This window comes from Streptomyces sp. NPDC002958 (assembly GCF_055563255.1).
Window position 1 is genome coordinate 80,017 of the sequence record NZ_JBVHDS010000004.1, and the last position, 23,565, is coordinate 103,581.

Annotated in this window: 21 protein-coding genes and 2 pseudogenes; 10 read left to right on the top strand and 13 right to left on the bottom strand. The window is 70.3% G+C overall.

Annotation, left to right across the window (positions count from 1 at the left end; translation table 11 throughout):
* Positions 1-152: 152 nt before the first annotated feature.
* A complete protein-coding gene (locus tag ACZ3IC_RS09175) occupies positions 153-1,481 on the bottom strand; it encodes an MbnB/TglH/ChrH family RiPP precursor modification enzyme (RefSeq protein WP_467414173.1) in 1,329 nt (442 codons plus the stop codon).
* A gap of 188 nt (positions 1,482-1,669) precedes the next feature.
* Positions 1,670-2,440, bottom strand: coding sequence for a peptidyl-tRNA hydrolase (locus ACZ3IC_RS09180; protein ID WP_467414176.1), 771 nt, complete (start codon positions 2,438-2,440; stop codon positions 1,670-1,672).
* A gap of 72 nt (positions 2,441-2,512) precedes the next feature.
* Here ACZ3IC_RS09180 and ACZ3IC_RS09185 point away from each other — a divergent pair, with 72 nt between their 5' ends.
* Complete coding sequence (locus ACZ3IC_RS09185; RefSeq protein ID WP_467414177.1) at positions 2,513-3,190, top strand: AIM24 family protein; 678 nt, start codon at positions 2,513-2,515, stop codon at positions 3,188-3,190.
* Positions 3,191-3,598: 408 nt separating this feature from the next.
* Here ACZ3IC_RS09185 and ACZ3IC_RS09190 read toward each other — a convergent pair whose 3' ends face one another.
* From ACZ3IC_RS09190 to zapE, 3 genes are all read right to left on the bottom strand, one after another.
* On the bottom strand, positions 3,599-4,981 hold the full coding sequence (locus tag ACZ3IC_RS09190) for an alkaline phosphatase PhoX (RefSeq protein ID WP_467414180.1): 1,383 nt from the start codon (positions 4,979-4,981) through the stop codon (positions 3,599-3,601).
* Positions 4,982-5,106: 125 nt separating this feature from the next.
* Positions 5,107-5,532 (bottom strand): OsmC family protein, encoded by a 426-nt coding sequence (locus ACZ3IC_RS09195; protein ID WP_467414181.1) that lies wholly within the window; start codon positions 5,530-5,532, stop codon positions 5,107-5,109.
* Positions 5,533-5,650: 118 nt separating this feature from the next.
* Positions 5,651-6,790 (bottom strand): cell division protein ZapE, encoded by a 1,140-nt coding sequence (zapE, locus tag ACZ3IC_RS09200; protein WP_467414183.1) that lies wholly within the window; start codon positions 6,788-6,790, stop codon positions 5,651-5,653.
* A gap of 37 nt (positions 6,791-6,827) precedes the next feature.
* On the opposite strand from zapE, the gene ACZ3IC_RS09205 reads away from it, so the two are divergent.
* The 4 genes from ACZ3IC_RS09205 (at position 6,828) to msrB (ending at position 10,047) form a co-directional block, all read left to right on the top strand.
* Positions 6,828-7,592 carry a pyrimidine reductase family protein gene (locus ACZ3IC_RS09205; protein ID WP_467414184.1) on the top strand — a complete coding sequence of 255 codons (765 nt, stop codon included), beginning with the start codon at positions 6,828-6,830 and terminating at the stop codon, positions 7,590-7,592.
* Positions 7,593-7,741: 149 nt separating this feature from the next.
* Complete coding sequence (locus ACZ3IC_RS09210; protein WP_467414187.1) at positions 7,742-8,194, top strand: indole-3-glycerol phosphate synthase; 453 nt, start codon at positions 7,742-7,744, stop codon at positions 8,192-8,194.
* 41 nt (positions 8,195-8,235) lie between these two features.
* Positions 8,236-9,630: a UDP-N-acetylmuramate--L-alanine ligase gene (murC, locus tag ACZ3IC_RS09215; protein WP_467414188.1), complete on the top strand. Its 1,395-nt coding sequence runs from the start codon at positions 8,236-8,238 to the stop codon at positions 9,628-9,630.
* 9 nt (positions 9,631-9,639) lie between these two features.
* On the top strand, positions 9,640-10,047 hold the full coding sequence (gene msrB / locus ACZ3IC_RS09220) for a peptide-methionine (R)-S-oxide reductase MsrB (protein ID WP_467414189.1): 408 nt from the start codon (positions 9,640-9,642) through the stop codon (positions 10,045-10,047).
* Between the two features lie 147 nt (positions 10,048-10,194).
* Here the strand turns inward: msrB and ACZ3IC_RS09225 are convergent, their stop codons facing one another.
* Together ACZ3IC_RS09225 and ACZ3IC_RS09230 are read right to left on the bottom strand one after the other, a co-directional pair.
* Positions 10,195-10,665: a hypothetical protein gene (locus tag ACZ3IC_RS09225; RefSeq protein ID WP_467414192.1), complete on the bottom strand. Its 471-nt coding sequence runs from the start codon at positions 10,663-10,665 to the stop codon at positions 10,195-10,197.
* Between the two features lie 137 nt (positions 10,666-10,802).
* Entirely contained in the window at positions 10,803-13,241 is a 2,439-nt protein-coding gene (locus ACZ3IC_RS09230; protein ID WP_467414193.1) for a GTPase-associated protein 1-related protein, read from the bottom strand.
* Positions 13,242-13,545: 304 nt separating this feature from the next.
* On the opposite strand from ACZ3IC_RS09230, the gene ACZ3IC_RS09235 reads away from it, so the two are divergent.
* Positions 13,546-13,752: a hypothetical protein gene (locus tag ACZ3IC_RS09235; RefSeq protein WP_467414195.1), complete on the top strand. Its 207-nt coding sequence runs from the start codon at positions 13,546-13,548 to the stop codon at positions 13,750-13,752.
* Positions 13,753-13,847: 95 nt separating this feature from the next.
* Here the strand turns inward: ACZ3IC_RS09235 and ACZ3IC_RS09240 are convergent, their stop codons facing one another.
* Positions 13,848-14,093: a DUF397 domain-containing protein gene (locus tag ACZ3IC_RS09240; RefSeq protein WP_467414197.1), complete on the bottom strand. Its 246-nt coding sequence runs from the start codon at positions 14,091-14,093 to the stop codon at positions 13,848-13,850.
* Positions 14,090-14,224: pseudogene (locus ACZ3IC_RS09245) on the bottom strand (transcriptional regulator); the annotation flags it as partial. The pseudogene ACZ3IC_RS09245 and the gene ACZ3IC_RS09240, both read right to left, overlap by 4 nt.
* 2 nt (positions 14,225-14,226) lie before the next feature.
* On the opposite strand from ACZ3IC_RS09245, the pseudogene ACZ3IC_RS09250 reads away from it, so the two are divergent.
* Positions 14,227-14,568, top strand: a pseudogene (locus tag ACZ3IC_RS09250) (ATP-binding protein); the annotation flags it as partial.
* 263 nt (positions 14,569-14,831) lie between these two features.
* On the opposite strand, the gene ACZ3IC_RS09255 reads toward ACZ3IC_RS09250, so the two are convergent.
* Both ACZ3IC_RS09255 and ACZ3IC_RS09260 read right to left on the bottom strand, forming a co-directional pair.
* Positions 14,832-15,857 (bottom strand): cytochrome P450, encoded by a 1,026-nt coding sequence (locus ACZ3IC_RS09255; protein ID WP_467414199.1) that lies wholly within the window; start codon positions 15,855-15,857, stop codon positions 14,832-14,834.
* A gap of 1,197 nt (positions 15,858-17,054) precedes the next feature.
* On the bottom strand, positions 17,055-17,681 hold the full coding sequence (locus ACZ3IC_RS09260; RefSeq protein ID WP_467414201.1) for an SAM-dependent methyltransferase: 627 nt from the start codon (positions 17,679-17,681) through the stop codon (positions 17,055-17,057).
* An 87-nt stretch (positions 17,682-17,768) separates the two neighbouring features.
* Here ACZ3IC_RS09260 and ACZ3IC_RS09265 point away from each other — a divergent pair, with 87 nt between their 5' ends.
* Positions 17,769-18,374: a helix-turn-helix domain-containing protein gene (locus ACZ3IC_RS09265; protein ID WP_467414202.1), complete on the top strand. Its 606-nt coding sequence runs from the start codon at positions 17,769-17,771 to the stop codon at positions 18,372-18,374.
* 370 nt (positions 18,375-18,744) lie between these two features.
* Here ACZ3IC_RS09265 and mtnK read toward each other — a convergent pair whose 3' ends face one another.
* Complete coding sequence (gene mtnK / locus ACZ3IC_RS09270) at positions 18,745-20,004, bottom strand: S-methyl-5-thioribose kinase (protein ID WP_467414205.1); 1,260 nt, start codon at positions 20,002-20,004, stop codon at positions 18,745-18,747.
* A 59-nt stretch (positions 20,005-20,063) separates the two neighbouring features.
* Entirely contained in the window at positions 20,064-21,629 is a 1,566-nt protein-coding gene (locus ACZ3IC_RS09275) for a flavin monoamine oxidase family protein (RefSeq protein WP_467414207.1), read from the bottom strand.
* Between the two features lie 113 nt (positions 21,630-21,742).
* Between ACZ3IC_RS09275 and ACZ3IC_RS09280 the strand changes: the two genes are divergently transcribed.
* Both ACZ3IC_RS09280 and ACZ3IC_RS09285 read left to right on the top strand, forming a co-directional pair.
* Entirely contained in the window at positions 21,743-22,411 is a 669-nt protein-coding gene (locus ACZ3IC_RS09280) for a hypothetical protein (protein WP_467414210.1), read from the top strand.
* Complete coding sequence (locus ACZ3IC_RS09285; protein WP_467414211.1) at positions 22,411-23,529, top strand: hypothetical protein; 1,119 nt, start codon at positions 22,411-22,413, stop codon at positions 23,527-23,529. Before ACZ3IC_RS09280 ends, ACZ3IC_RS09285 begins: the two co-directional genes overlap by 1 nt.
* Positions 23,530-23,565 lie beyond the last annotated feature (36 nt).

The window sequence follows — 23,565 nt, forward strand, 5'->3', positions numbered from 1 at the left end:
CCGGGACCGCAGACGGCGAGCCGCCCGTCCGTCTGTATCGCGGTGAGTGCGGTGTCCACCACCCTGGTTCTCCGGGCGGGCAGTCGGCGACGAAGCAGAAACCCCCACGGCGCGAGCCGTAGGAATCCCCCTCGTTCACGAGGGGGAGGAAGTCAAGCCGCTCGCCTTCCGTTCACCTTTCCGACCAGAGCCGCGCGGGCCGCTCGTACCAGCCGGGTGGAGCGGCGCGGTGGTCGCGCGGCGGCCCGGTCCTGCCACCAGTGGGTCAGCCTGCGCCGTGCCGCGTTGTCGGCCGGTCGGCCGGTGACCAGCAGCTGCTCGGCGAAGTCCAGCGCGTCGCGCCGGTAACCGGCGGACATCGGACGGGTCCTGGCGTACGAGAGGAAGGCGTCACGGTAAGCGGCGCCGAGGATCTCCGGCAGCTCGGGTGCCACCTTGGCGACGACCCCGGCCCGCTTGGCCGCCAGGGCACGGCTCTGAATCCCGAGAAGGCGGTGGTCGAAGCCGTGCGGGGCGGGGGTGCCCGCGACGAGGGCGGAGAGCAGCGTGGTCTGGGCGACCGCGACCCGGTCGCGGACGGAGTCCAGGGACGGAGCGGGGCTCGGGGCAGGTCGCGATGCGGACTTCCCGGCGTGCGCCGACGCACTCGCGCTCGGCACTGCCGCCCGGTCCAGCGTGGCGCGGATCGTGGCCAGTTCGCCCGCCAGCTCCCCGGCCGGCGGGAAGTCGTCGTCCCGTTCCAGGAGTACGCCGGGCGGGTCGACCCGGGAGCGCAGTTCGGCGAGTACGTCGAGGACGGGCTCGGTGATCGGGTGGGCATGGGTGTCGTGCCAGACGCCGTCCTTCTCGACGCCGCCCGCCACATGTACGTACGCGATGGCTTCCACCGGCAGCTCGTCGAGCGCGGTGGCCGGGTCCTCGCCGCGGTTGACGTGGTTGGTGTGCAGATTGGCGACATCGATCAGCAGCCTGACACCGGTGCGCTCGACCAGCTCCGCCAGAAACTGCCCCTCCGTCAGCTCCTCGCCGGGCCAGGAGATCAGTGCCGCGATGTTCTCCAGTGCCAGCGGCACCGGCAGCGAGTCCTGCGCGATCCGTACGTTCTCGCACAGTACGTCCAGCGCGTCCCAGGTCCGCGGTACGGGCAGCAGATGGCCCGCTTCCAGTCCCGGCGAGGCGGTGCGCGGCCCCCCGGCCCGTACGAACGCGATGTGTTCGGTGACCAGCGGAGTGTCGAGCAGCTCGGCCCGGGCCGCGAGATCGGCGAGCCGACCGGCGTCGGGGCGGTCGGCATCGCCGAGGCCCAGCGAGACGCCGTGCGGGACGACGGTGACGCCGCGCTCCCGGAGCCGTACCAGCGAATCGGGCAGATGGCCGGTGCAGAGGTTCTCCGCGACCGCCTCCACCCAGTCGATCCCCGGCAGTGCCTCGACGGTGTCCGCGATCTCCGGTCGCCAGCCGATACCGATTCCCAGCGTCATGTGTCGTCCCCCTCCTCCACTCCGTTCCGTGCAGGGCTCATGGCCCCGGCGGGCTGTGGTGAATCCGAACAGAGTGACGTTCAGAGGTTGATTTGAGGTTCCGATCCGGGGTGGTCGGGACGTCGCTGTCGCTCTCGCCGTTGCCGTTGCAGAGCGGACAGAGGCGAACGGCCCCGGTTCCGCCCCGCTCAGCCGCGCAGTGCGGGATGGTCGGCGACCACCGTGCACGATCCCGGAGCGATCTCGGTGAACCCGGCGTCACGCACCACCGGCAGTCCGCTCACCGTGAGTTCCTGCCAGCGGCCTGCCTCCGGAGTGGCGACGGAGAGCGGGAAGCCTGCCTCGCGCCATGCCTTGCGCTCCGTATCCGTCAGCTCCCACCAGGCGAGCTGTGCACCGTGCCCGGCCTGCGCCATCGCCTTGCCGGCCGACATGTCCAACTCCGGGTTCAGCCACAGCACCGGGCCCGCGGGGTCGGGCGCGGTCGGCGGCTCGGGGTCGTCCAGATCCGTCCCCGATACCTGGAGCTTCGCCAGTTCCTTCGGCCAGCCGTCCAGGGGCACCGGCGGGAAGACCCGCACCTCGGCGCCCTCGCCGGTGACCGTGATGCCGGGCAGCGCGGACGCCTTGCGCCACTCCGCGCCGCGCGCCCGCCGCACCACCTTGCGGATCCGGGCGTCCTGCCAGTCCCGCATCGCCTGCGCCCATTCGCCCTCGTCGGCCGACCGCTCGTCGGAGAGCATCACGAGCACCGCGCGGGCCGCGGTCCGCAGTGCGTCGGTACGGGCCGGGGGAGCGGTCTTTTCGATGTGCACGACCAGCGGCAGTACGTACTGCGGGGCCTCGTCGCGGCTCGTCCGCTCGGACCTGAACGGGCTGTCCGCCGCAGGGGAGAAGGACGCGGGCCGAGAGGTGGCCGGGGATACGGACGGGGGTGCGGGGGTGTCGTTGTCGCTCACCCGTCCCAGTCTGCCAGCCGCCTGCGAACCGCTTCTTGGCGGAATGGATCACTCCGGGTGAGGATGCACCGCATGAAGAGCGATCTCTTTTCCAGCGAGAACATGGCGCAGCAGGCAACCGTCCCCGGAATGACCCTGCAGAACGCCAAATCCATCAAGTACGTCATCAACGGCGAGATGCACGCCCGCCAGGGATCGATGATCGCTTTCCGCGGCGATCTCCAGTTCGAGCGCAAGGGCCAGGGCTTCGGCGGCATGCTCAAGCGCGCCGTCACCGGCGAGGGGCTGGCGCTGATGGCGGTCCGTGGCCAGGGCGAGGCATGGTTCGCGCACGAGGCAGCCAACTGCTTCATCGTGGAGATGGAGCACGGCGACGTCCTCACCATCAACGGCCGCAACGTGCTCTGTTTCGACCCCACGCTCTCCTACGAGATCAAGACCATAAAGGGCGCCGGAATGACCGGCGGGGGAATCTTCAACAGCGTCTTCACCGGGTACGGCAAGCTCGGCCTGATGTGCGAGGGCCACCCCATCGTCATACCCGTCACAGCCCAGCAGCCGGTCTGTGTCGACACGGACGCGGTGGTCGGCTGGAGCGCCAATCTGACCACATCGCTGCACCGCTCGCAGAGCCTCGGCTCGATGATGCGCGGTGGGTCCGGGGAGGCGGTCCAACTGCGGCTGGACGGCGAGGGGTTCGTGATCGTACGGCCCAGCGAGGCCAAGCCCGAGAAGGCATCGTCCAACTGAACCTGAGCGGGGTGGGCGGCGCGCTGTGCCCCGGCCGCTGCTGCACCGGCGCGGCTTGTCCGTCGCCACCACCGTGCTTGCCGCACGGCTGGCTCTGGTGACCAGCGGATCGCCCGCGCACTGCTGGCCCTGATGACCAGCGGATCGCCCGCGAACCACGCTGTGACGGGTCTGGTCACCGGACCGCGGACCGGCACGGTGTGCGTGCCGGTCCTGCCGCGCGTCGCAGCCGCCGCCCTCGCCGCGGCAGCGGCCGCGCTCACCTGCAGTGGGCCACCGCGGCCGAACGGCCCCATCTGCGCACAGTGGACGGGGCGTTCACCAACTGGTGGAAGGCTTCGCGGGAGCCCGCGCCCCGCAGTGCGCAGGCGGCGGACAGCAGCTGCCCGCCACCTGCGCGTCAACGCGTCAGCGCCAGGGCCCCGTCACCGCGAACGTCGTCCCCGGCGTATAGCAGTTGACGAACATCGTCCCGCCGTCCGGCGCGAACGTGACCCCGGCGAACTCGCCCCACTCGGGCTCCTCGGGCGTCCCGACGTTCTGCCGGCCCCGCGCCATCGCGTACACCTCGCCGCCCCGCGTCAGGCCGAACACATGCTGCGCGCCGTCGCCGTCCTCGCACACCATCAGCCCCCCGTCGGAAGCCAGGCAGATGTTGTCGGGGGACTCGCCGGGCAGCTGGATGTCCGTACCGGGACCGAAGACGATCACGAGGGTGAGGCGGCGCCGCTTCGGCTCGTACCGCCACACCTGGCCGTAGTGGTCGGCCGCCGAACCCTGCGAGCTCCGGGCGAAACTGGAGACGAAGTAGACCGAGGACCCGCCCCAGTAGCAGCCCTCCAGCTTCTGCGCGTGCGTGATGCCCTTCGGGCCGAAGTCCTGGAACCTGATCGGGGTCTCGGACGCCAGTGGATCTGGTACGGGAACCCACTCGATGCCCTCGAAGCACGCACCGGTCTCCTGGACCACGGAGAGGTCGGGGACGCCCGGCACCCGCATGGCCTCCAGATGGCCGCCGGCCCGCAGCGAGCCCGTCCCGCCGAGCGGCTTACTCGGCAGGAAGCGGTAGAAGAGCCCGAACGGCTTGTCGAACGCGTCCTCCGTCTCGTACACGATCCCGCTCTTCGGATCGATCGCGATCGCCTCGTGCTGGAAGCGGCCCATCGCGGTCAGCGGCACGGCCCCGGTGCGGTGCGGATCGGCGCCGTCCACCTCGAAGATGAAGCCGTGGTCCTTGGTGTAGCCGTTGGTGCCGGCTTTGTCCTCGGTCTCCTCGCAGGTCAGCCAGGTGTTCCAAGGGGTGCGGCCGCCCGCGCAGTTCACCGCCGTACCGGCGATGGCGACGCGTTCGCCGAGGACGTTGTTGCGGCCGTCCAGCTCCAGGGCCGTACAGCCGCCCTTGCCCATCGGGTCGTAGGTGAGACCCTCAACGGTCGGGACCGGGATTCTTCCGGTGGCGCGGTTCTCGTGATTGCGGACGAGACGGACATGTCCGTGCCGGCCCGCGAAGGCGGCCATGCCGTCGTGGTTGCTGGGGACCTGGCCCTCGCCGGAGCGGAGCGGTTCGCCCTCCCGGGACAGGACCCGGTAGCGGAATCCCTTCGGGAGGTCGAGCAGACCGTCGGGGTCGGGCACGAGCGGGCCGTAGCCGCTGTGTCCCCGGGCGGCGGCGGTACCGGCGAAGAGTTCGGAGAACGCCCCGGCGAAGGCGATCGAGGCAACGGCCGCGCCGCTGCCGGCCAGGACCTGTCGTCGTGTCGCGAGGTGTCGTGCTGTTGCTGCTGATGACATGAGGCAACTCCCTGCTGGCGGACAGGAGAAGTGACCCGCATGTGTGTATCACGCGTATCGTCGCGCGGGAACCATGCGGGCCACTGAGCCTCGTGCGCGTCACGGGCCCACAGGGGCCCGTGGGGTCAGGCCAGGGACGCGCTGAGCGTGATCGTCGTGCCCGTGAGCGCCTGGCTGACCGGGCAGTTCGCCTTGGCGTCCTCGGCGGCCTTGACGAAGCCCGCCTCGTCGAGACCCGGTACCTCGCCCTGGACGGTGAGGTGAATACCGGTGATGCCGGTACCGGGCTGGAAGGTGACCTCGGCCTGGGTGTTCAGCCGGGTCGGCGGGGTGCCGGCCGTGGCCAGGCCGTTGGACAGCGCCATCGAGAAGCAGCTGGAGTGAGCCGCCGCGATGAGCTCCTCGGGACTGGTCTTGCCGTTCGCCTTCTCCGCGCGGGACGGCCAGGAGACGGCGTAGTCGCCGATGCCGGAGGAGTCGAAGGTGACGACGCCCTTGCCCTCGATCAGGTTGCCTTCCCAGACGGTGTGCGCCTGACGCGTGGTAGCCATGATGGATCCCTTCGAACGGTGTGCGCGGTGATACGGGAGATACGAGCACCTCGAGGCACCTCAAGGCACCTCGGGTGGTACCACCCGAATCGGCTTCGGGTGGCCGTACGCCCCGAACCTACTGCGCCACCAGACCCTTTGCGTCGCGCGCCAGCGCCGTCAGCCGGGAGATCGCCCGGAAGTACTTCTTCCGGTACCCGCCGTTCAGCATCTCCTCGCTGAACAGCTTGTCGAACGGGACCCCGGAGGCGAGCACCGGAACCTCCCGGTCGTACAGCCGGTCGGCGAGGACGACGAGTCGCAGCGCGGTGGACTGGTCCGGCACCGGCTGGACCTCGGTGAGGCAGACGGCCCGCAGGTCGTCCGTCAGCGCGCCGTAGCGGCTCGGATGGACCCGGGCGAGATGGTCGAGGAGCGAGGGGAAGTCGTCCAGGCTGGCGCCCTCGGTGGCGTACGCGGCCTTGGTGACCTGCTCGTCGGAGTACGGCGCGGGGGCCTCGGGCAGCCCTCGGTGGCGGTAGTCCTCGCCGTCGATGCGCAGCGGGCGGAAGTGCGAGGACAGCCCCTGGATCTCCCGCAGGAAGTCGGCGGCGGCGAACCGGCCCTCACCGAGCTTGCCGGGCAGCGTGTTGGAGGTGGCGGCGAGCGCGACCCCCGCCTCGACCAGCCTGCTGAGCAGCGACGACACCAGGACGGTGTCGCCCGGGTCGTCCAGCTCGAATTCATCGATGCACAGGAGCCGGTGCCCGCTCAGCGTCTGCACGGTCTGCTGGAAACCCAGCGCACCGACCAGGTTCGTCAGCTCGACGAACGTACCGAACGCCTTCAGGGAGGGCGCGGCGGGCGTGGCGTGCCAGAGGGAGGCCAGCAGATGGGTCTTGCCGACGCCGTAGCCGCCGTCGAGATAGACCCCGAGGGGTGTCGACGGGGCCGTCGGCTTCTTGCTGAACCGCCCACCCGTCGCCCGCCACCACCCCTCCGAGGATGCGCTTCGCGCTCTTCTGTTCTTGCCGGAGCCGGTGGCGTGCGCCCCGCCGAGTCCGGCCGCGAAGCCGCTCAGGACCGTGACCGCGTCGATCTGGCTCGGCTGGTTGGGGTCCGGGACGTACGTATCGAAGCGCACGGAGTCGAAGCGCGGCGGCGGCACCATCTCGGCGACCAGGCGGTCGGCGGGGACATGCGGCTCACGGGCGCACAGGGACAGCGGGGCCGTTTCGGCTATGGGGCTCTGCCCCGGCACGGCGATGGAGGACGACACAACTCTCCACTTTAAGCGCCGTGCCAGACTGCAGGACATGCGACGCCTCTTCCCTGTGACCGACCTGACACCGGCTGACGACGAGGGGGAGTGGACCCTGGACGATCTGGCCGACGCGTACGCGTACCCCGAGCAGGCCGGCCCCTGGCTGCGCGCCAACATGGTTTCGACGCTCGACGGCGCCGCCCAGCACGACGGGCGCTCGCAGCCGATCTCCTGCGAGAGCGACATGCGGATCTTCGGCACCCTGCGCGGACTGGCCGATGTGGTCGTCGCGGGGGCGGAGACGGTACGGCTGGAGGGTTACCGGCCCGCCAGGGCGCGCGAGGCCTTCGCCACCCGCCGGGCTGCGGCCGGGCAGGGGCCCGCACCGGCGATCGCCGTGGTGAGCGGCAGCCTGGATCTGGACTTCTCATTGCCGCTCTTCGTCTCGCCGCTCGTCCCGACCCTCGTGCTGACCGGCGCCGGAGCCCCTGCGGGCCGGGTCGAGGCGGCACGGAAGGCCGGCGCCCAGGTGGTGGTCGCGGGGGAGGGCTCACGGGTCGACCCCGCCAGGGCCGTACGGGAGCTGGCGGACCGCGGACTCACGCGGCAGCTGACCGAGGGCGGCCCCAGGATGCTGGGCCAGTTCGTGGCGGCCGGGGTGCTGGACGAGCTCTGTCTGACCCTGTCGCCGATGCTGACCGCCGGAGACGCGCAGCGGATCGCCGGTGGCCCCTCGGTGGCCGTGCCGGAACGATTCGCCCTGGCATCACTGCTGGAAGAGGCCGGGTTCCTCTTCTCCCGATACCGTCGGATCTGACAATCGGCGGAATGTGCCGCTCCGGTTAGCTTCCGGTGGGCACAATTACTCTCGCAGACCCCGTGCGCGCACGGGGAAGGATGGTTTCAGCAGAGACCGGCGACGGTCACTGAAGCAGAAGGGCGCCTGTGGTGTTCACCAGCGTTTTGATGATCGAGAAGCCCCTCACTTCCGAGGACGTCGAGTTCGTCACCACCCTGCACGGGGAAGAGCGGACCTCCTTCGTCGTACTCATGCAGCCGCGCGGTGACCAGGCCGATGTGCTGTTGCGAGCCATCGACGACCTGGCGATGGGAGAACTCAAGGAAGCCGCCCGGGAGAGTGAGGAGCCGGAAGGCAAGAACGCCAGGCAGCCCGCCGAACTGGCGCTCGAAGTGTCCCTGGAGGCCTTGCGGCAGGCGGGCTCCGAAGCCGTCGGACAGGTGATCGAGGAGCACCCCCTGGACAAGCTGAAGTCCGTGGTCGACGACGCGGGGGCGGACGAAGTCATCGTGCTGACCGCGCCGCACTACGTGGAAGAGTTCTTCCACCGGGACTGGGCCTCCAGGGCCCGGCACAAGGTCGGCGTACCGGTGCTCAAGCTCTTCGCGCACAGCGAATAGGCTGGGCGGGTACTTGTTTCGACTTCTGGGGAGACACACGCATGGCACCCGGTATTCCTGCCGCCATGGAACGGCCGCACTTCATCGGCATCGGCGGCGCCGGAATGTCGGGCATCGCGAAGATCCTCGCCCAGCGCGGTGCGAAGGTCGCGGGCAGCGACGCCAAGGAGTCGGGTACGGCCGAGGCGCTGCGGGCGCTGGGGGCGACCGTCCACATCGGACACGCCGCCGGACATCTGGCGGACGACGCCTCGTGCGTGGTCGTCTCCAGCGCCATCCGCCCCGACAATCCGGAGCTGATGCGCGCCGCCGAGCTGTCGATCCCCGTCGTGCACCGCTCCGACGCGCTCGCTTCCCTGATGGGGGGCCTGCGTGCGATCGCGGTGGCCGGTACGCACGGCAAGACGACCACCACATCGATGCTGGCCGTCGCCCTGTCCGAGCTGAACCTCGATCCCTCGTACGCCATCGGCGGCGACCTCGCGGGCCCCGGCACCAACGCCGCGCACGGTGAGGGCAGCATCTTCGTCGCCGAGGCGGACGAGAGCGACCGCAGCTTCCAGAAGTACGACCCCGAGGTCGCGATCGTCCTCAACGTCGAGCTGGACCACCACGCGAACTACGCCTCGATGGACGAGATCTACGAATCCTTCGAGACGTTCGCCGGTAAGATCGTCCCCGACGGCACCCTGGTGATCTCCGCCGATCAGCCCGGCGCCGTCGAGCTGGCGAAGCGGGTGCGCGACCTCTCCTCGCTGAAGGTCGTCACCTACGGCGAGTCCGAGACCGCCGACGTACGCGTCCACAAGGTCACCCCACGTGGTCTGACCAGCGAGGTCACGGTCATCCTGAACGGGAAGTACCTCACGTTCACGGTCTCCGTGCCCGGCAGCCACTACGCCCACAACGCGGTCGCGGCCCTCGCCGCCGGTGTCGCCCTCGGCATCCCGGCCCACAACCTGGCCTCGGCCCTCGGCAAGTACACCGGGGTCAAGCGCCGCCTCCAGCTCAAGGGCGAGGCGGCGGGCGTGCAGGTCATCGATTCGTACGCGCACCACCCCACCGAGATGACCGCGGACCTCGAAGCGATGCGCGGCGCCGCGTCCGAAGCCCGCCTCCTGGTCGTCTTCCAGCCCCACCTCTTCTCCCGCACCCAGGAGCTGGGCACCGAGATGGGCCAGGCCCTCGCACTGGCCGACGTCTCCGTGGTCCTGGACATCTACCCGGCCCGCGAGGACCCGATCCCCGGCATCACCAGCGCCCTGATCATCGACGCCGCGAGGTCCGCAGGAGCCGATGTCACCGCCGTCCACGACAAGGCGTCGGTCCCCGAGGTCATCGCGGGAATGGCGAAGCCCGGAGACCTCGTTCTCACCATGGGGGCGGGCGACGTCACGGACCTCGGCCCGCAGATCCTGGACCACCTGTCGAGCTGAGGGAGCGACGTGTCGTACGACATCGAGAAGCCGGACGAACAGTGGCGGACGGAGCTGACACCCGCCGAGTACGCGGTCCTGCGCCAGGCCGGCACCGAACCCGCCTTCGTCGGCGAATACACCGACACCAAGACCACGGGCGTCTACTCCTGCCGCGCCTGTGACGCGGAGCTGTTCCGCTCCGACACCAAATTCGAGTCGCACTGCGGCTGGCCGTCCTTCTACGACCCGAAGGACACGGACGCGGTCGAACTGATCCAGGACCGCAGCCACGGCATGGTCCGCACCGAGGTCCGCTGCGCCCGCTGCGGATCGCACCTCGGCCATGTCTTCGAGGGCGAGGGCTACCCGACCCCGACGGACCAGCGGTACTGCATCAACTCGATCTCACTGCGTCTGACGCCCGAGGAGGGCTGACGCCCACGGACGTGAGCGAGGGCTGGCGCGCACGGACGTGAGCGAGGGCTGACGCCCACGCTGAGGCCTACGACGTGAGCGAGGGCGGACGCCCACGACGTGAGCGAGGGCTCACGGCCATGACTGGGCGCGGGCTGACGCCGGGCGTCAGCCCGCGTTCTCGTCCTCGGGGTTCTCCGGCCGCAGCAGCGGGTGGGCGACGCCGGGGAAGACCCGGGCCCGCACGACCGGCTCCCCGGACCCGCCCAGGATCACCGTCTCGGCGACGCCCCACGGACGGCCGGGCAGCGCCACGGTCAGGATGTACGAGGACGCGCAGCCCATGCAGTCGTAACGGTCCGCCCAGGTCTCCACGTCCGTGACACTGCCGGGGTAGCGCGCCACATGCCGGTGCTGCGCGTGGCAGCGCTCGCACCGCTCGCCCGGCTCGCACGTACCACCGCAGGGGCACGGAACGTCGAGCGAGTCGGCGGGACGCCAGCGCTGCGTGAGGACGGCCTCACGCGTGGCGCCCATGTCCTTCATCGCCTTCAGATTGCGGGCGGCGACGTTGTACGACTCGCCGGTCGCGGCCATCCGGTCCCGGATGACGTCCTTGCGTCCGCGGTTCGTCGTCATCTGTTCCTCCTGGGGGTGTCACGCAGCCCGCCGGGAGCGCACGAGATCGATATGTCACACGGTACCGGTCGCCCCGGACGGGTCGTGACACCCAGGGTTCCCGACGGCGCTCGTGGTTCCCGACAGGGCTGCTGCCCCTACGACCGCCGCACCCGTGCCGTCAGCCTGCTGCCGAACCGTCTGCCGAAGCCGCCCGGCCGGTTCCATGCCCGGAACGCCTCCGCCGTGCGGCTGCTGCCCATATGCTCGGCGGCCTCCTCCACGGCCGCCACCTCGCCGGCGGACAGGCCGCGCACCACCGGCCGCAGCACCTCCTCCAGCAGCGCTGCCCGCGTCTCGCTCCAGGCGCGGCCCGCATGCGGGTGCGAGCTCCAGACGGTGAAGCAGTCGGCCACATAAGCAGGCTCGGAGCGCAGCCGGGCGAGGACGGTGTCATGGCGGGCGGCCCTGCCGTAGGCCGCGATGAGGTCCGCGTCGCCGCTGTGGACGAACGCATACAGCTCCGCCTCGGGCCGGTCCGGAGCGAGCAGATTCTCGGCCAGGGCGCTGAACGCCTGGTCGCGTACGCCCGGCTCCACCGGTTCGGCCCCGGCGCACAGCTTCCGGGCCCGTTCCGCCCAGCCGGGCTCCGCCGCCCCCGACCGCACGTCCCGCGCGAACTCCAGGAGCAGCAGGGCGCCGCGCATCCGCGCGTCGATCTCCTGCGGGAAGCCGCGCAGCAGGTCATGGGCGAGTTCGGGGGCCTCTTCGTCGTCGGCCAGGGCGCCGAGCGCCGCCGCGACGAGAACGGACCATGTACCGGCCGTGCGGTGCGCGTCGGAGGTGGTTTCGCCCAGCAGCAGCCGGGCCTCGCCCGCCGTGGGCGTGTCCTCGCCCCACACCAGCCCCACGGCGGTCCGCAGCACCAGAGGTTCGGTGAAAGGTGACATTCCACCGGCGCGGAGCACCGTGTGCAGCACCTTCACCCGGTCGCCACCTCCCGCCCTGGCGTCCGGCGCCGCCACGCACATCCGTAGATGCGGCAGCGCCTGTGCCCCGGTGAACGGCAGGGCGACACCGGTCAGCAGCCGCTCCGTTGCCGCCGGATCGTGCGGGGTGATCCGGTCCAGCTCGCCCAGCAGCGCCGTACGGACATCGAACTGTTCGTCCAGGAGGTCGAGCAGCACCGGCGCGCAGCCGGCCGCCCCTTCGTCCAGCAGGGACCGGGCCATCCGGCGTACGACATCGGGGAGCAGGTCGGAGCATTCCACGTCGAGCAGCCGTGCGATCCGCAGCAGTTGCACAGTCCGCGCCACGCCCTGGCCGGGTGCGGTGGCTGAGGTGGGCGCACCGGTGGCGAGTTCGGTACGCAGGTCGTCGCCCAGGGCCGCGACGAGTGCGGCGGCAGCACGCTCCCCGTCCGGTTCGGCGAAGGCCGAGCGCGCGGGCGGCGCGAGTGTGACATCACCACCACGTACCGCCTCCGTCACCAGCAGAGCGGCGAGCGATGCGGTAGTGGCGGCGGGGGACCGCCCGTCAAGAGCGGTCAACAGGCGTGCTACACAAGAGAGTTCATAGGGCGTGCGATCGATTCCGGGAGCGGTCAGCGCGTCGGTCAGCCGTCGCGTCCGCTCTTCGTCCAGCGCGTACGGCCGCTCGGCGGTCCAGTCGGCTGCCGCCGCACGCTCGTCGGGGCCGAGCGCGACGCCCGCGCAGAGTGCCGTGACCGCGAGCGGTCCGGCGGCGAAGGGTTCGCCGGGCAGCTCCGCCGCCGCCCGCAACAGCTCCGGAGACCGGTTCCGCCAGATCCGGGCGCAGGTCTCGGCCCAGGCGTCGCCCACCGGACCCTCCCGGCGCGCCCCGGTGCAGGTGTGCACCCGCAGTCCGTTGTCGGAGCCGGTCGGTTCCGGTGCGTCCTGTGGCAGCACGCCGACGACCTGGTGCGGGGACCGCGCCGGACGGCGGGTGTAAGTGGTGAAGGTCAGCCGCTGCGCGTGCTCCGGCGGGAGCACGGCTCCGGCCAGGGCGATCCACCGGGCCACATCGGCACTCTGCCGCTCCACGAGCACGACTCGCGCCGACGACGGTTCCTCGCTCGCACGGCGCAGATCGGCGAAGACCGCCGCCAGCCAGGGGCTCCGGGAGACCGCGAAGTCGTTCAGTGCCTCCGGCCCGAAGGCGGCGGAGGCGGGCAGGGAGACTATTCGGCCGGGTGTGCCGCCGACCGGTGGCGTGGAGGCCCAGTTCGGTGACTGCCACGCCGTGATCGGCAGCGCGTCTCCCGGCAGCCGGGTACCGGCCGGGAGATGCACCGCGTGCGCGTGGAAGCGGCCGGTACCGGGGCCGCCGAGCGCCACCGTACGGCTCAGCAGATGACTGCCGTCGGGCAGCGCGCTGAACGCGAACGCCTCGGGGAATGAACGGAGTTCGTCGGTGGTCGGGCGGTACGGGGCGTCGGCGGGCGGCTCGTAGCCGAGGAGCTGCTCGGCCTCGGCCAGCACCGGCGTGGGTAGGCCGGCGCTGACCGCCGTGAACCGTGCACCGCCCCCGTCGTCCCCCGCAGGGGCAGAGGTGTAGTGCAACTGCGCGAGGCTCATGCGTCGGCCCTCTTCGTCCTTGCCGCGAACTTCCCCGTACCGTCAGCACGCTCGCTCAGTCGGCCGTCCGTCGAGGGCAGGGCTGTCCGGGCGCAGCGACGACCCCGGCGGGGAGCGGTCCGCAATCGCGGGAGCGACGCTATCAAGGCACGCCGCTCCCGCATGCACCCTGCCGGAAGGTCACCTGAACAACCCCGGAAGAGGCGGCGCAACGCCGCTTCTCCGCCTCGGACATGGGGCCGGCGAGCGCCGCGGACATCGCGAGCGGCTGGACCGCACCGTCGCCGCCCGCGACGACGGCTCGGTGATCGCCTGCCCGGCGAACCCTTCGCTGGAGGGCGGCCTCAGTGCCACCTGGGTCCGGGAGGCCGACGACGTTCAGCAGATCGCCCTGTTTGGCGACCGTATCGGCATCGTGAAGGGCAACGGCGGCGCGTACGTGAAGGAGGGCGGCCTGAGCGCGACGTGGGTCTTGGAGGCCGACGGCGTCATCGAGCTGGCGCTGTCCTGACGTCCGACGCATGACGCTTGACCACTGATACCCGCCGTGCCGCGCAACGGAGTTGATCCGGTGCGCGGCGCGGTGTCGTGCCGGTCCGAGTCAGGTCAGCCGTTCACGGCGTACGCGACGAAGCCGTTCCAGGCGGCGGGGGAGAGGGCGAGCTGGGGGCCCTGCTCGACCTTGGAGTCCCGGACGTGGACGGTGGTGGGGCAGGTGGCCACCTCTACGCAGTCGTCGCCGGAGCCGCCGCTGTAGGTGGACTTGTGCCAGGAGAGGGCGACTTCTACGCAGGAGTCGCCTGAGGGGCTGCTGTAGCTGCTCTTGAACCAGGCCAGGTCTGTGGTGCTCATGCTGCTCCTCGCATCCGCTGCAACAGGCCGAGGGAGTGAGCCTGTGAACGCATCCTGGCATACCGCATCTGGAGTGTGCTGACGACCTTTGGGTCGGACATGAAGTGGCCATGCTCCTGGCCTTCGCCGTAGGGGCATCCCGTACCGCAGTGACGCATCGGAGACGGCGGCGCTGATCGTTGTCGAACTGGCCACGAATGCGGCAACGCACGGCCGGGTGCCGGGCCGCGACTTCGACTTGCGGCTCACCCACGCACCGGGCGACGCAGAAATGCTTGGCGTTCTACGCGTCGAGGTCAGTGATACGCGGGGCGAGCGGCGCCCGCCGGGGCCGGGGGAGCTCGTACCGCCGCCGCCCGGTTCCGGCGGCGGGCACGGGCTGATCCTGGTCGAGGCGCTGGCCGATCGGTGGGCGGTGCTGGACCGCGTACCGCCGGGAAAGACGGTCCGCGCCGAGTTGGACCTGCTGTACTGACCGTCGCGGGACCGCCGGTCGCAGCCCCGGTCGGTCTACACCGTAGCGGCGGCCTGGTCGGCAGACACGACAGCGGGCCTACTGCCGGACTGCATGAAGAACAACAGCAGGCCCGCAGCCGCGAAGATCACGCCGACGGTGATGTAGAGGGCGTGCGGTGTCCAGTCGGCATCCAGTAGCCACCCAGCGGCAGTGGGGGCGACGATGGCGCCGCGGTCGTTGTTCGCGGGGGAGGCGGCCTGTCACTGAAAGCAGGAATGCCCTCAGCTGCGCAAGGTGGCACGCAGGCGCAAGCCGACAGTTGCGAGACCTTCGAGGGTGGTGACCTGGTAGCTGGGTTCCGGTCCGGGCGGCTCGCTCAAGTGGTAGCAGCGGGCGGTCTGCGCAGTCAGGAGCGTCAGCATCGCCATGGCCAGAGCGGCTCCCTCGCAGCCATGCGGCCCGGTACCGAAGGAGAGGAAGACCCCGGGTTTCGCTGGCGAGTTCGAATCATCGAGCCAGCGCTCGGGCTTGAACTGGTCCGGCTCGGAGTGTTCCCGTGCGTCGCGTTGGGCGGTGTAGGGGCAGACGAGAACGGTGGACCCGGCGTCGATGGTGTAGTCGGCGAGCTGAGCCTGTCGCTTGGCGCGACGGGTCAGTAGCCAGCTCGGGGGATACAGTCGGAGCACCTCACGTACCAGTGCCTGGGTGTATTGCAGGCAGTCGAGGTGGGTGCTGGTCGTCGCGGCCGGGTCCGCGGGCAGCAAGGCGGCTTCGGCCGCGACGCGGTCGGCTGCCTGGGGGTGCCGGGCCAGGTGGAGCAGGATCCATCCGGCTGCCCGGGAAGGTGTCTCGAAGGTGGCGACGGTGATTCCGGGGAGAGTGTCGAGGATGGCCTCTTCCGGCAGTAGGCCGTAGTGGGAGGAGGGCCGGAGCATCTGTCCCAGCATGTCGTCACCGAGTCGGCCCGATGAACGGCGTCGGTGGACGATGGGCCGCAAAGCGTCGGTGAAGGCGACTTGCTGCCGTGTGCGGAACCGCCGTGCCGGTGTGGGGATCCAGCGCGGCCATACCCAGCGCGAGGGGCGTACGAGCACCTCCCGGGCCAGGAAGAGCTGTGAGGCAAAGGGCAGCAGGGTGGGAGCGTCTTCGGAGAAGAGGTAGCCCACGCCGATCTCTGCCAGGGCGTGCCGGACCGGGGGCAGAACCTCGACGTCCTGGCCCGTGGGCCACTGGTCAGCAAATCGAGCGGCCCTGGGCGCAATCTCACCGATCCGGGCTGCAACCGCCTGCGGGCGTAGTCCGCGCATACGGGCGGCGTGAGCGTGCGCACGCTCCTCAGGCGTCGGTGCTCCGCTCGACCGCCTCAACGGCGGGAAGAGAGGCGAGGATGCCTTGGGGAAGTCCTGCGCGCGGCGCAGGACTGCTTCACACGGCCCGGCCGTAGCGGCTACATAGACACCCGGCTCCAGCTGCCAAACGTCCCCGCACTCGTCAGCGCCACGGCGCGCCAGTGCTAGCCGGTCGCGGCTCCAGGCCGCGAAGCTGCCTTCGGGCAACCGCGGCGGCTCATTCATTCGGCCCATGAGATCGTCCCTGACTCTCGTACCTGAGGCCGATATCGTCGGCAGCGTGGCTGGGAGCCGGCGGCCGCCCGGGGGCGCCCGCCGGCAGTGCGGTCAGACCCAGTCGTCGCCGGCGTACGCATCCCATTCGTGGGCCCCGTACGCACCGTAGTGGCGGGTGAAGGTCAGCTTGCCGAGCAGCTTGGCGATCATGATGCGCTCCTCTCGCTTGTCTGAGCCCTCCCAGCCGAGGGTTCAGTAAAGAAGTTCAAGTTCCCGCCACCGCCAAACACCCCATACACCATTTTGTCACACATGCCATGTATGTCACATTCAGGGCATCAGTCGCACGCATGGACATAAGGCGCGTGCTTGCGGGCTGGGTCCGCAGTCAGCCACCGTCGCCCCGGTGCTGGAGGTCAGTGCCGCCTCAGGCCGCGAGTTGTGGGGCTCCGGTCACCTCAAGACCGGGGGCGCCAGCGCCCCGAAGGAACGGAACGACTTTCGTGCGAACTGGTCACCTCGCGCCTCGGCAAGGCGGCTGTCCCGTCTTAAACGATCAAGTCCGTGGCGGTGACTGTGACTTGCGACGACCAGATCAGTTGAGGTCGATTCAGCTCGTGAATCGAGCGAGATATGCGCCGCAGCCAACGTGCCAGCCGTTTCCGGACCTTGGAGTAGTCCCAGGTGGAGGAAGAGACGAACTGCTGGAGCTGCTGGTGGTCCACGCCCAGGCGACGATGTTGGTCATGCGCGGGGCCACCGCGTGCGCGGATCGGAGGAAGCGGCGCGGAACCGGCGTGGTGCTGTGAGCACGTGTTCCCCTCCTGGAGAAGGTGGATCAGCGGCCGGTCGTGCCGTCGATCGCGGCGGCGGTTGCGGCGTGTGGTGCTGGGCATCGTGGTCTCCCTTCCTTTGTCGAGGGCGGCGCCAATCGCCGTGTCAGGCGGCGCGGCGGATGAGGAGGACGTGGTCGGTGACCTCGGCGGTGCGCCCGTCCGGTCCGGTTGCGATCCGGCGGGGGGCGTCGGCCCGCTCGACCGTCCATGTCTCCGGAGCCAGGTCGATACCAGCGGCGACTTCCCGCGGGCTCGGGTAGCGGATGTCGGGATCCTGGTTCCACGACCACGGCGCGGCCGAGCCGTGGTCGACGACCAGCAGCCGCCCGCCCGGGCGCAGTGCGTGCGCGGCCGAGCGCAGGACGGTTGCCCGGTCCAGGTCACAGGGGGTATGCAGGTAGTGGGCGCAGATCAGGTCGAATCCGCCGGGCTGGAAAGTCTTGTGCAAGTCGTGCCGCACGGTGATGACGCGGTCGCCCAGGCCGCGTGAGCGGGCGAGGGCGGCGAGCCGCTCGACCGCCACGGTCGAGATGTCGGCGGCGGTGACCTGCCACCCCTGACCGGCGAGCCACAGCGCGTCGCCGCCGTCGCCGCATCCGAGGTCCAACGCGTCACCGGGCGGCAGGCCTGTCACCGTCTCGGTGAGGCGAGCGTTCGGCTGCGGGTTGCTGACTGCCGGTCGGGCCGCGTAGACGCCGTCCCAGAAGGCGACCGCATCGGTGGTGCTCATCAAGACTCCTTGTGTTGGTATGCACTCAGTCTTGCCAGGCTCCCCAAGATCTGGCACGGAATCTTGCGGTAATGGCAAGATGGCCGCGTGGATCGCAAGACGGACGACGACGTGCTTGACGCGGTGGGGCCGCGACTTCGTGCTCTGCGTCGTGACCGCGGCCTCACCCTCGCCGACCTCGCGGCGACGACCGGCGTGTCGGAGAGCACTTTGTCCCGGCTGGAGAGCGGGCAGCGCCGACCGAGCCTGGAACTGCTGCTGCCGCTGGCCCGTATCTACGACGTTCCGCTGGACGACCTTGTCGGTGCCCCGCGCACCGGCGACCCCCGGATCCACCTCAAGCCGATCAGACGGTACGGAATGACCTTTGTGCCCCTGTCCCGGCGACCGGGCGGTGTTCACGCGTTCAAGATGATCATCCCCGCCCAGCCGGAACCACTCGAACCGACCCCGCAGACTCACGAAGGCTTCGAATGGCTCTACGTGCTCAATGGACGCCTGCGACTCGTGATCGGCGAGCGCGACCTGACGCCGCCCGGTGAGGCGGCCGAGTTCGACACGTCCTTGCCCCACTGGCTGGGCAGCGCCGACGGCGGCGTGGTTGAACTTCTCATCCTGTTCGGCCTGCACGGGATGCGTGCGCACGTACGCACCGACCCTCATCGGTCGTCTCAGGCCGGGAGCCGACGGTGAACTCAGTGAGAGATCCTGTATTTTGCCGGTGCCCAGTGCCGTGCGGCGGGCGTTGAACAGCGCGGCGCGGCCAGCGGATGCGGCGGCCAGCTCGCCCATCGAGGAGGCGAAGGCAGTCAGTTCGGCGTCCAGGGCCGGGGTGTGGCCGTCGCGGTGCAGCAGTTCGGCCAGTTCGGTGCGCGGGTACAGGTCCTCCAGCACGAGCAGGCGGGAGTCCGGTGAGGCGGCGCGCGCAGGATTGGTGCGAGGGTGCGGAGCCCCACGAGCAGGTACGACACGCCGTAACGGTTCGTTACGTCACCATCCGCCCGTGCATGGCTGCCAGGAGGAGAGCGCCGACCGGCCGTGGTGCCGGGCGACGCGCTGCCCGTCAGGCGCTCCGGGCAGCTGCGGTGAGGTCGGCGGCGGTGCGGTAGGCGGTCGGCGCTGTCACGAGCGAGCGGGCCAGGGTCAGTGCTCGGCGTTCGGCCTCGGCGCGAGCGGTGGTGTCGGCGATGGTGGTGAAGTCGGCGGGGCGTGCGAAACCGACGATCCGTCGGATGATCTCCGCGCCGCAGTAGCCCAGTGTCTCTGTGAACAACTCGTCGAGGTACTGCTGCCGTTCGGTCTCCAGCGCCGTTACTGCCGCTGCCTCCGCGAAGAGGGCGAGTGGATAGGCGTCCCCGTCCGCGTGGCTGTGCCACAACCGGGCGAAGTGCGTCCGGAAGCCGTCCCAGAGCTGCTCCAAGGCGGACAGAAGCCAGTTCCGCTGCAGCGACCGGTCGGATCCGTGTGCACCGGCGGCGAAGTACGCGATGAGCAGGTGGGCCAGGAGGGTGCCGAGGTCGAAGCCCATCGGTCCGTAGCAGGCGAACTCCTGGTCGATGACGCCGATGGACGGCTCGGTCCCGGACTCGGTCATCATGATCGAGCCGGTGTGCAGGTCTCCGTGCAGGAGTGCGTCGCGGGAGGAGAGGTAGCGTAACTTCAGCCGGGATAAGGCGAGTTTCAGCTCGATGTCCTGCTGGAGGTCCTTCACCTCCCCGTCGAGCTCCGGGCTGGTCCACCGGTTCCGTGGGTGTGGCAGGAAGATCTCGGTGAAGACCATGTCCTCCATGATCTGGCACATGGCCGTGTTGGTCTCGAAGAACGACGCCAGCTCCCGCTTGCGCCCGGCCGGCAACGCGAGGTCCGAGGTGAAGAAGAGGGTGTGTGCCAGGTATCGGGCAGCCTGCTCGGCGAAGTGCGGGTAACACGCGCCGGCCGTCAGCCCGGTCCGCATGACCCTGTGCCCTTCCAGGTACTCCACGGTGAGGAGATGCTCGGTGGGGTCCATGTGTAGCGGCTCCGGCACGTACTGGGCGGCGTGGCGCCGGTGCTCGACCAGGGCGCGGTGCTCGAACTCGATTCGCCGTGGCGTCAGCGGCCAGCTCGGGCCGGCCGCCCGCACGTACGGGGGCGCCTGCTTGACGCATACGGCTCCGGCCGGGCCGCGGACGGCGAAGACCAGGTTGACGTTTCCGTCACCGATCTCCTGGACGGACCACTCTTCCCGGACGCCGCCCAGTCTGCGCGCGAGCGCGGGTTGTCGGGTCAGGTGGTCGAGGAGCTTCGCGAAGTCGGGTTCGACGGGGGAGAGGTGAGTGGTCATGTTCTTCCTCCTGCGGCGAGGGCTCGATCGGGCCGTGGACGGGCGGTGAGGCGTCAACGTCACGAGGACGAGGGGGAAAGGGAGAGCGAAGACGCCCAGGGCGGCCGGGGCAGACCGAGGTGCTGCTGCAGCACCTGCTCGGCGCAGCCGAGGGCGCCGGGTATCGAACCCGGGTCCTCGGTCCAGCAGTCGCTGACCACGTGCACGGACGATCCGGGTGCCGGAGCGCGCATGCGGGCCGCGACCTGTTCCGGGTCCTGGTCGGCCCGCCACACGTGCCAGGCTTCCGAGTGGGGTCGGTGCCCCCAGTCCTGCCAGCAGGCCGCCACCGGCGGGCGGGCCGATACCCCGTGCATGCGGCACAGCAGTCGATGGGCGTGGGATACGACCGCGGCCGGAGCGGGCGGGCCGCCCTCGAAAGCGGCGGAACTCGCCGGCTCGTCCTGTGTGGGCTCCGTCCCGAACCGGTCCCAGTAGGACGCGGACGGACCACTGGGGTACGCGGCCAGCAGCAATCGGGAGGCCCCTCCCGGTTCGTACCACAGTTGGCGGAGCGGCAGGTCGGTGGTGCTGCGCCCAGACCGTACGCCGCTCGCGCGCCACCACGGCTCGTCGTAGGCCAGGAACAGCTTCGACGCCCGCACCGGCTCGACCGCTTCCAGGTCATCGGCCCACGAGGGCCCGAACACCCCGGGCCCGGCCTGGAGGCACCGCAGGGGACCCTGGGGCAGTGCCAGCACCACCGTGTCTGCCTGGACGCGCTCACGCCGGCCGGTGTCCCGGCCCGCGGGGTCGTCGACGGCGAACGTCAGCTCATAGGCCTTGCCGGTCTTGCCCACGCGGTCGATCCGGCACAGTCGCCGGCCCCGACGCGTGCGGCCGCCGAACTCCTCGAACGCGGTGTGCAAGCCCCTGGGCAGAGCCTCCATGCCACAAGAGAGCGTGACGTACTGGGCCCGCGGCGGTGTCCGGAACAGGACGTCGATCCATGCTGCCGCGCCGCCCGGGTGTACGTCGTACCCATCGGTGTCGGCGACGAGCCGCAACGCCTCGCGGCTCAGGGCAGCCGCGAGGACCCACGGCCAGGAGACTTCCGCCAGGGGCTCACCGCCGACCAGAGCCGCACCCCGTGCCGCTTGGTACTGGGCGTGGGCCGATGCCGCGTCCGCGTGCGAGTCCTCCCGTATCGCTCGGTGGTATTTCTCCCGCAGCCGTCCGAATTCAGGCACCGCCGACTCGACGGCCAGGAACGTCAGCCCGTCCGCGTCCGATCCCTTTTCCCGCTTTACCAAGCGGTACGGGATGCGGGTGGAATCGGCGAAATCTCGCTGGTGCACGAGAATTCCCCGTGCCCGCACCACATTCTCCGGCCGACCGAAATGAAAGGGGATCAACGAGCCGTCCAGCCCCAGGTGACTCAGCAACTCCATCACCGGCGTGGCTTCTCTGTTCAGGCGCATGGCACCCAGCTCCGCCCACCCCCCGTCTCGCACCGGTACGGACCGGATACGGCCGCCCACCCGGTGACCGCTCTCGTACAGCGCCACCCGCTGCCCGCTCGCGGCCAGCCGATAGGCGGCGTAACACCCTCCCACTCCCGCGCCGATCACGGCCACACCCGTCACGTGTCTTCCATTCAGATCGAGCCAATCCGACTCGTCAGTCTTTACCGCTGTAGACCCCACATGGAACATCGGGTGGAGAAAATCCCGTGGCTGTCGTGGCACAAGGAGACCATGTGATCTTCAGGACCAACGTTCTCGCCCAGGCCCCCTCCGGCTATCACGCGCTGGCCGAATACTTCCGCGACATCCGCGCCTTCTACGAAGTCATCAGCGTCCGATTCGCGATACCCGAGTACGGCGTACGCCTCACGCCCCTCGCCGGGAACGAGCTGCACGCCAACGCCAACAGCTATCTGCTGTCCGACAACAGCTCCTACCCCTACTACCTGTGGATGCCCACCTGGCTCGGCCGGTTCTACATCGACCCCGAGCGCGTTCCCGCGGGGTGCCCGGTGGACGAGTGTCCCACCGACAAGGCGGGCCTCGTCGCCTTCATCTGGCCCTGGCTCGGCTTCAACGACGCCTACGTCAAGGACGCCGACGGACCCGAGGTCTGGTTCGGGGTCGCGGACCCCCGCCCGGACGACCCGCACGAGACCGTACGCACCACGGCCACCAGCCTGTTCAACTACTTCCGCGTCGAGCGCACATTGGACGACGAGAAGGACGGCTGGGCCACCGGCACCTTCGCCGGCCGTGACATCGGCTGCAACCTCGGCGGTCGCTGGCACCTGCGCCGTGCCCCCATGGCGGAGCTGACCAGCTACTACGAGGTCGAGCGCAACGTCATCAGGCCGCTCGGCGAGAAGTTCACCGCACTGATCGGCTCGGCGACCGCCTGATGGCGGGTTCTACGGCCCGAGCGCGTCCCGACGCCGAGGTGCTGGCCGAGACGGCCCGCGTGGCCGACGAGTTGCTGAGCCCCCACGCCGACCGGACCGCACGCGACGGAGTGCCCCGCGCCCACCTGGACGCCCTCGCCGAGGCCGGCGCGCTCGGTCTCGCCGCCCGGGACCCGGTGTCGCTCCGGAACGCCACGGAGATCATCTCGGCGGCCGACGGCGCCACCTGGTTCGTCTACGCCCAACACCACCAGCCCGTGCGGGCGGTCGCCGCCAGCGACAACCGCACTCTGCGGGAGCGATGGCTCGCTCCGCTGGTCACCGGGCACTGCCTCAGCGGCCACGCCGTTTCCCACCTCGCCCGCCCCGGCCCACCCGCCATCACCGCCACACCCGGCCGGTCCGGCGGCTGGACGCTGAACGGCCGCATCGCCTGGCTCACCAGCTGGGGACTGGCCGATGTCATCCTGATCGGCGCGACCACCCCCGCCGACCGCGTCCTGTTCGCCCTGCTCCCCGCCGAGGACCTCGACGTGCCACAGGCGGTGCAACGGCACAGCCTGTGGAGCATGTCGGCCACCCACGCGGTGGCGGTCGACCTCCACGACGTGCCCGTGACGCACGACCAGGTCGTGAGTGTGTCCCGCCACGAGGACTGGCTGCGCACCTACCTCCACCACAACGCCAACACCCACCCAGCCGTCTTCGGTCATCTGCGGGCGACCACTCAGTACCTCGGCCGGTACGAGGCGTTCAAAGGCTGGGCCGACAGCGCGGCGCTCCTCGCCGACCGGCTCCGCGACCGTGCGTACGGCCTGATCGACACGCGGTCGCCTCACGAGGCGACCGAGGAACGCGTCGCGACCCGCGCGGCCGCCGTCGACCTGGCGCTGCGCAGCGCCACCGCGTGCGTAGCGGCGTCCGGTGCCCGGGCCATGGGATCGGACACCACGGCGGCGAGGCTGATGGCGGAAGCCTCGTTCCACCTGGTTCACGGCCAGACGGCGGAGGCCAAGGACGCCTACGCCCACCTCACGGGCGCCCACACTGCGCATGTCCTGGCGAGCCAGGACGACCGGTCGCCGCCGAGCGCGGAGTGGCGGCGGCGCCGGTTGTAGATCCGCCGGTCTACGTCGGCGGCGGCGAGGGCGCGT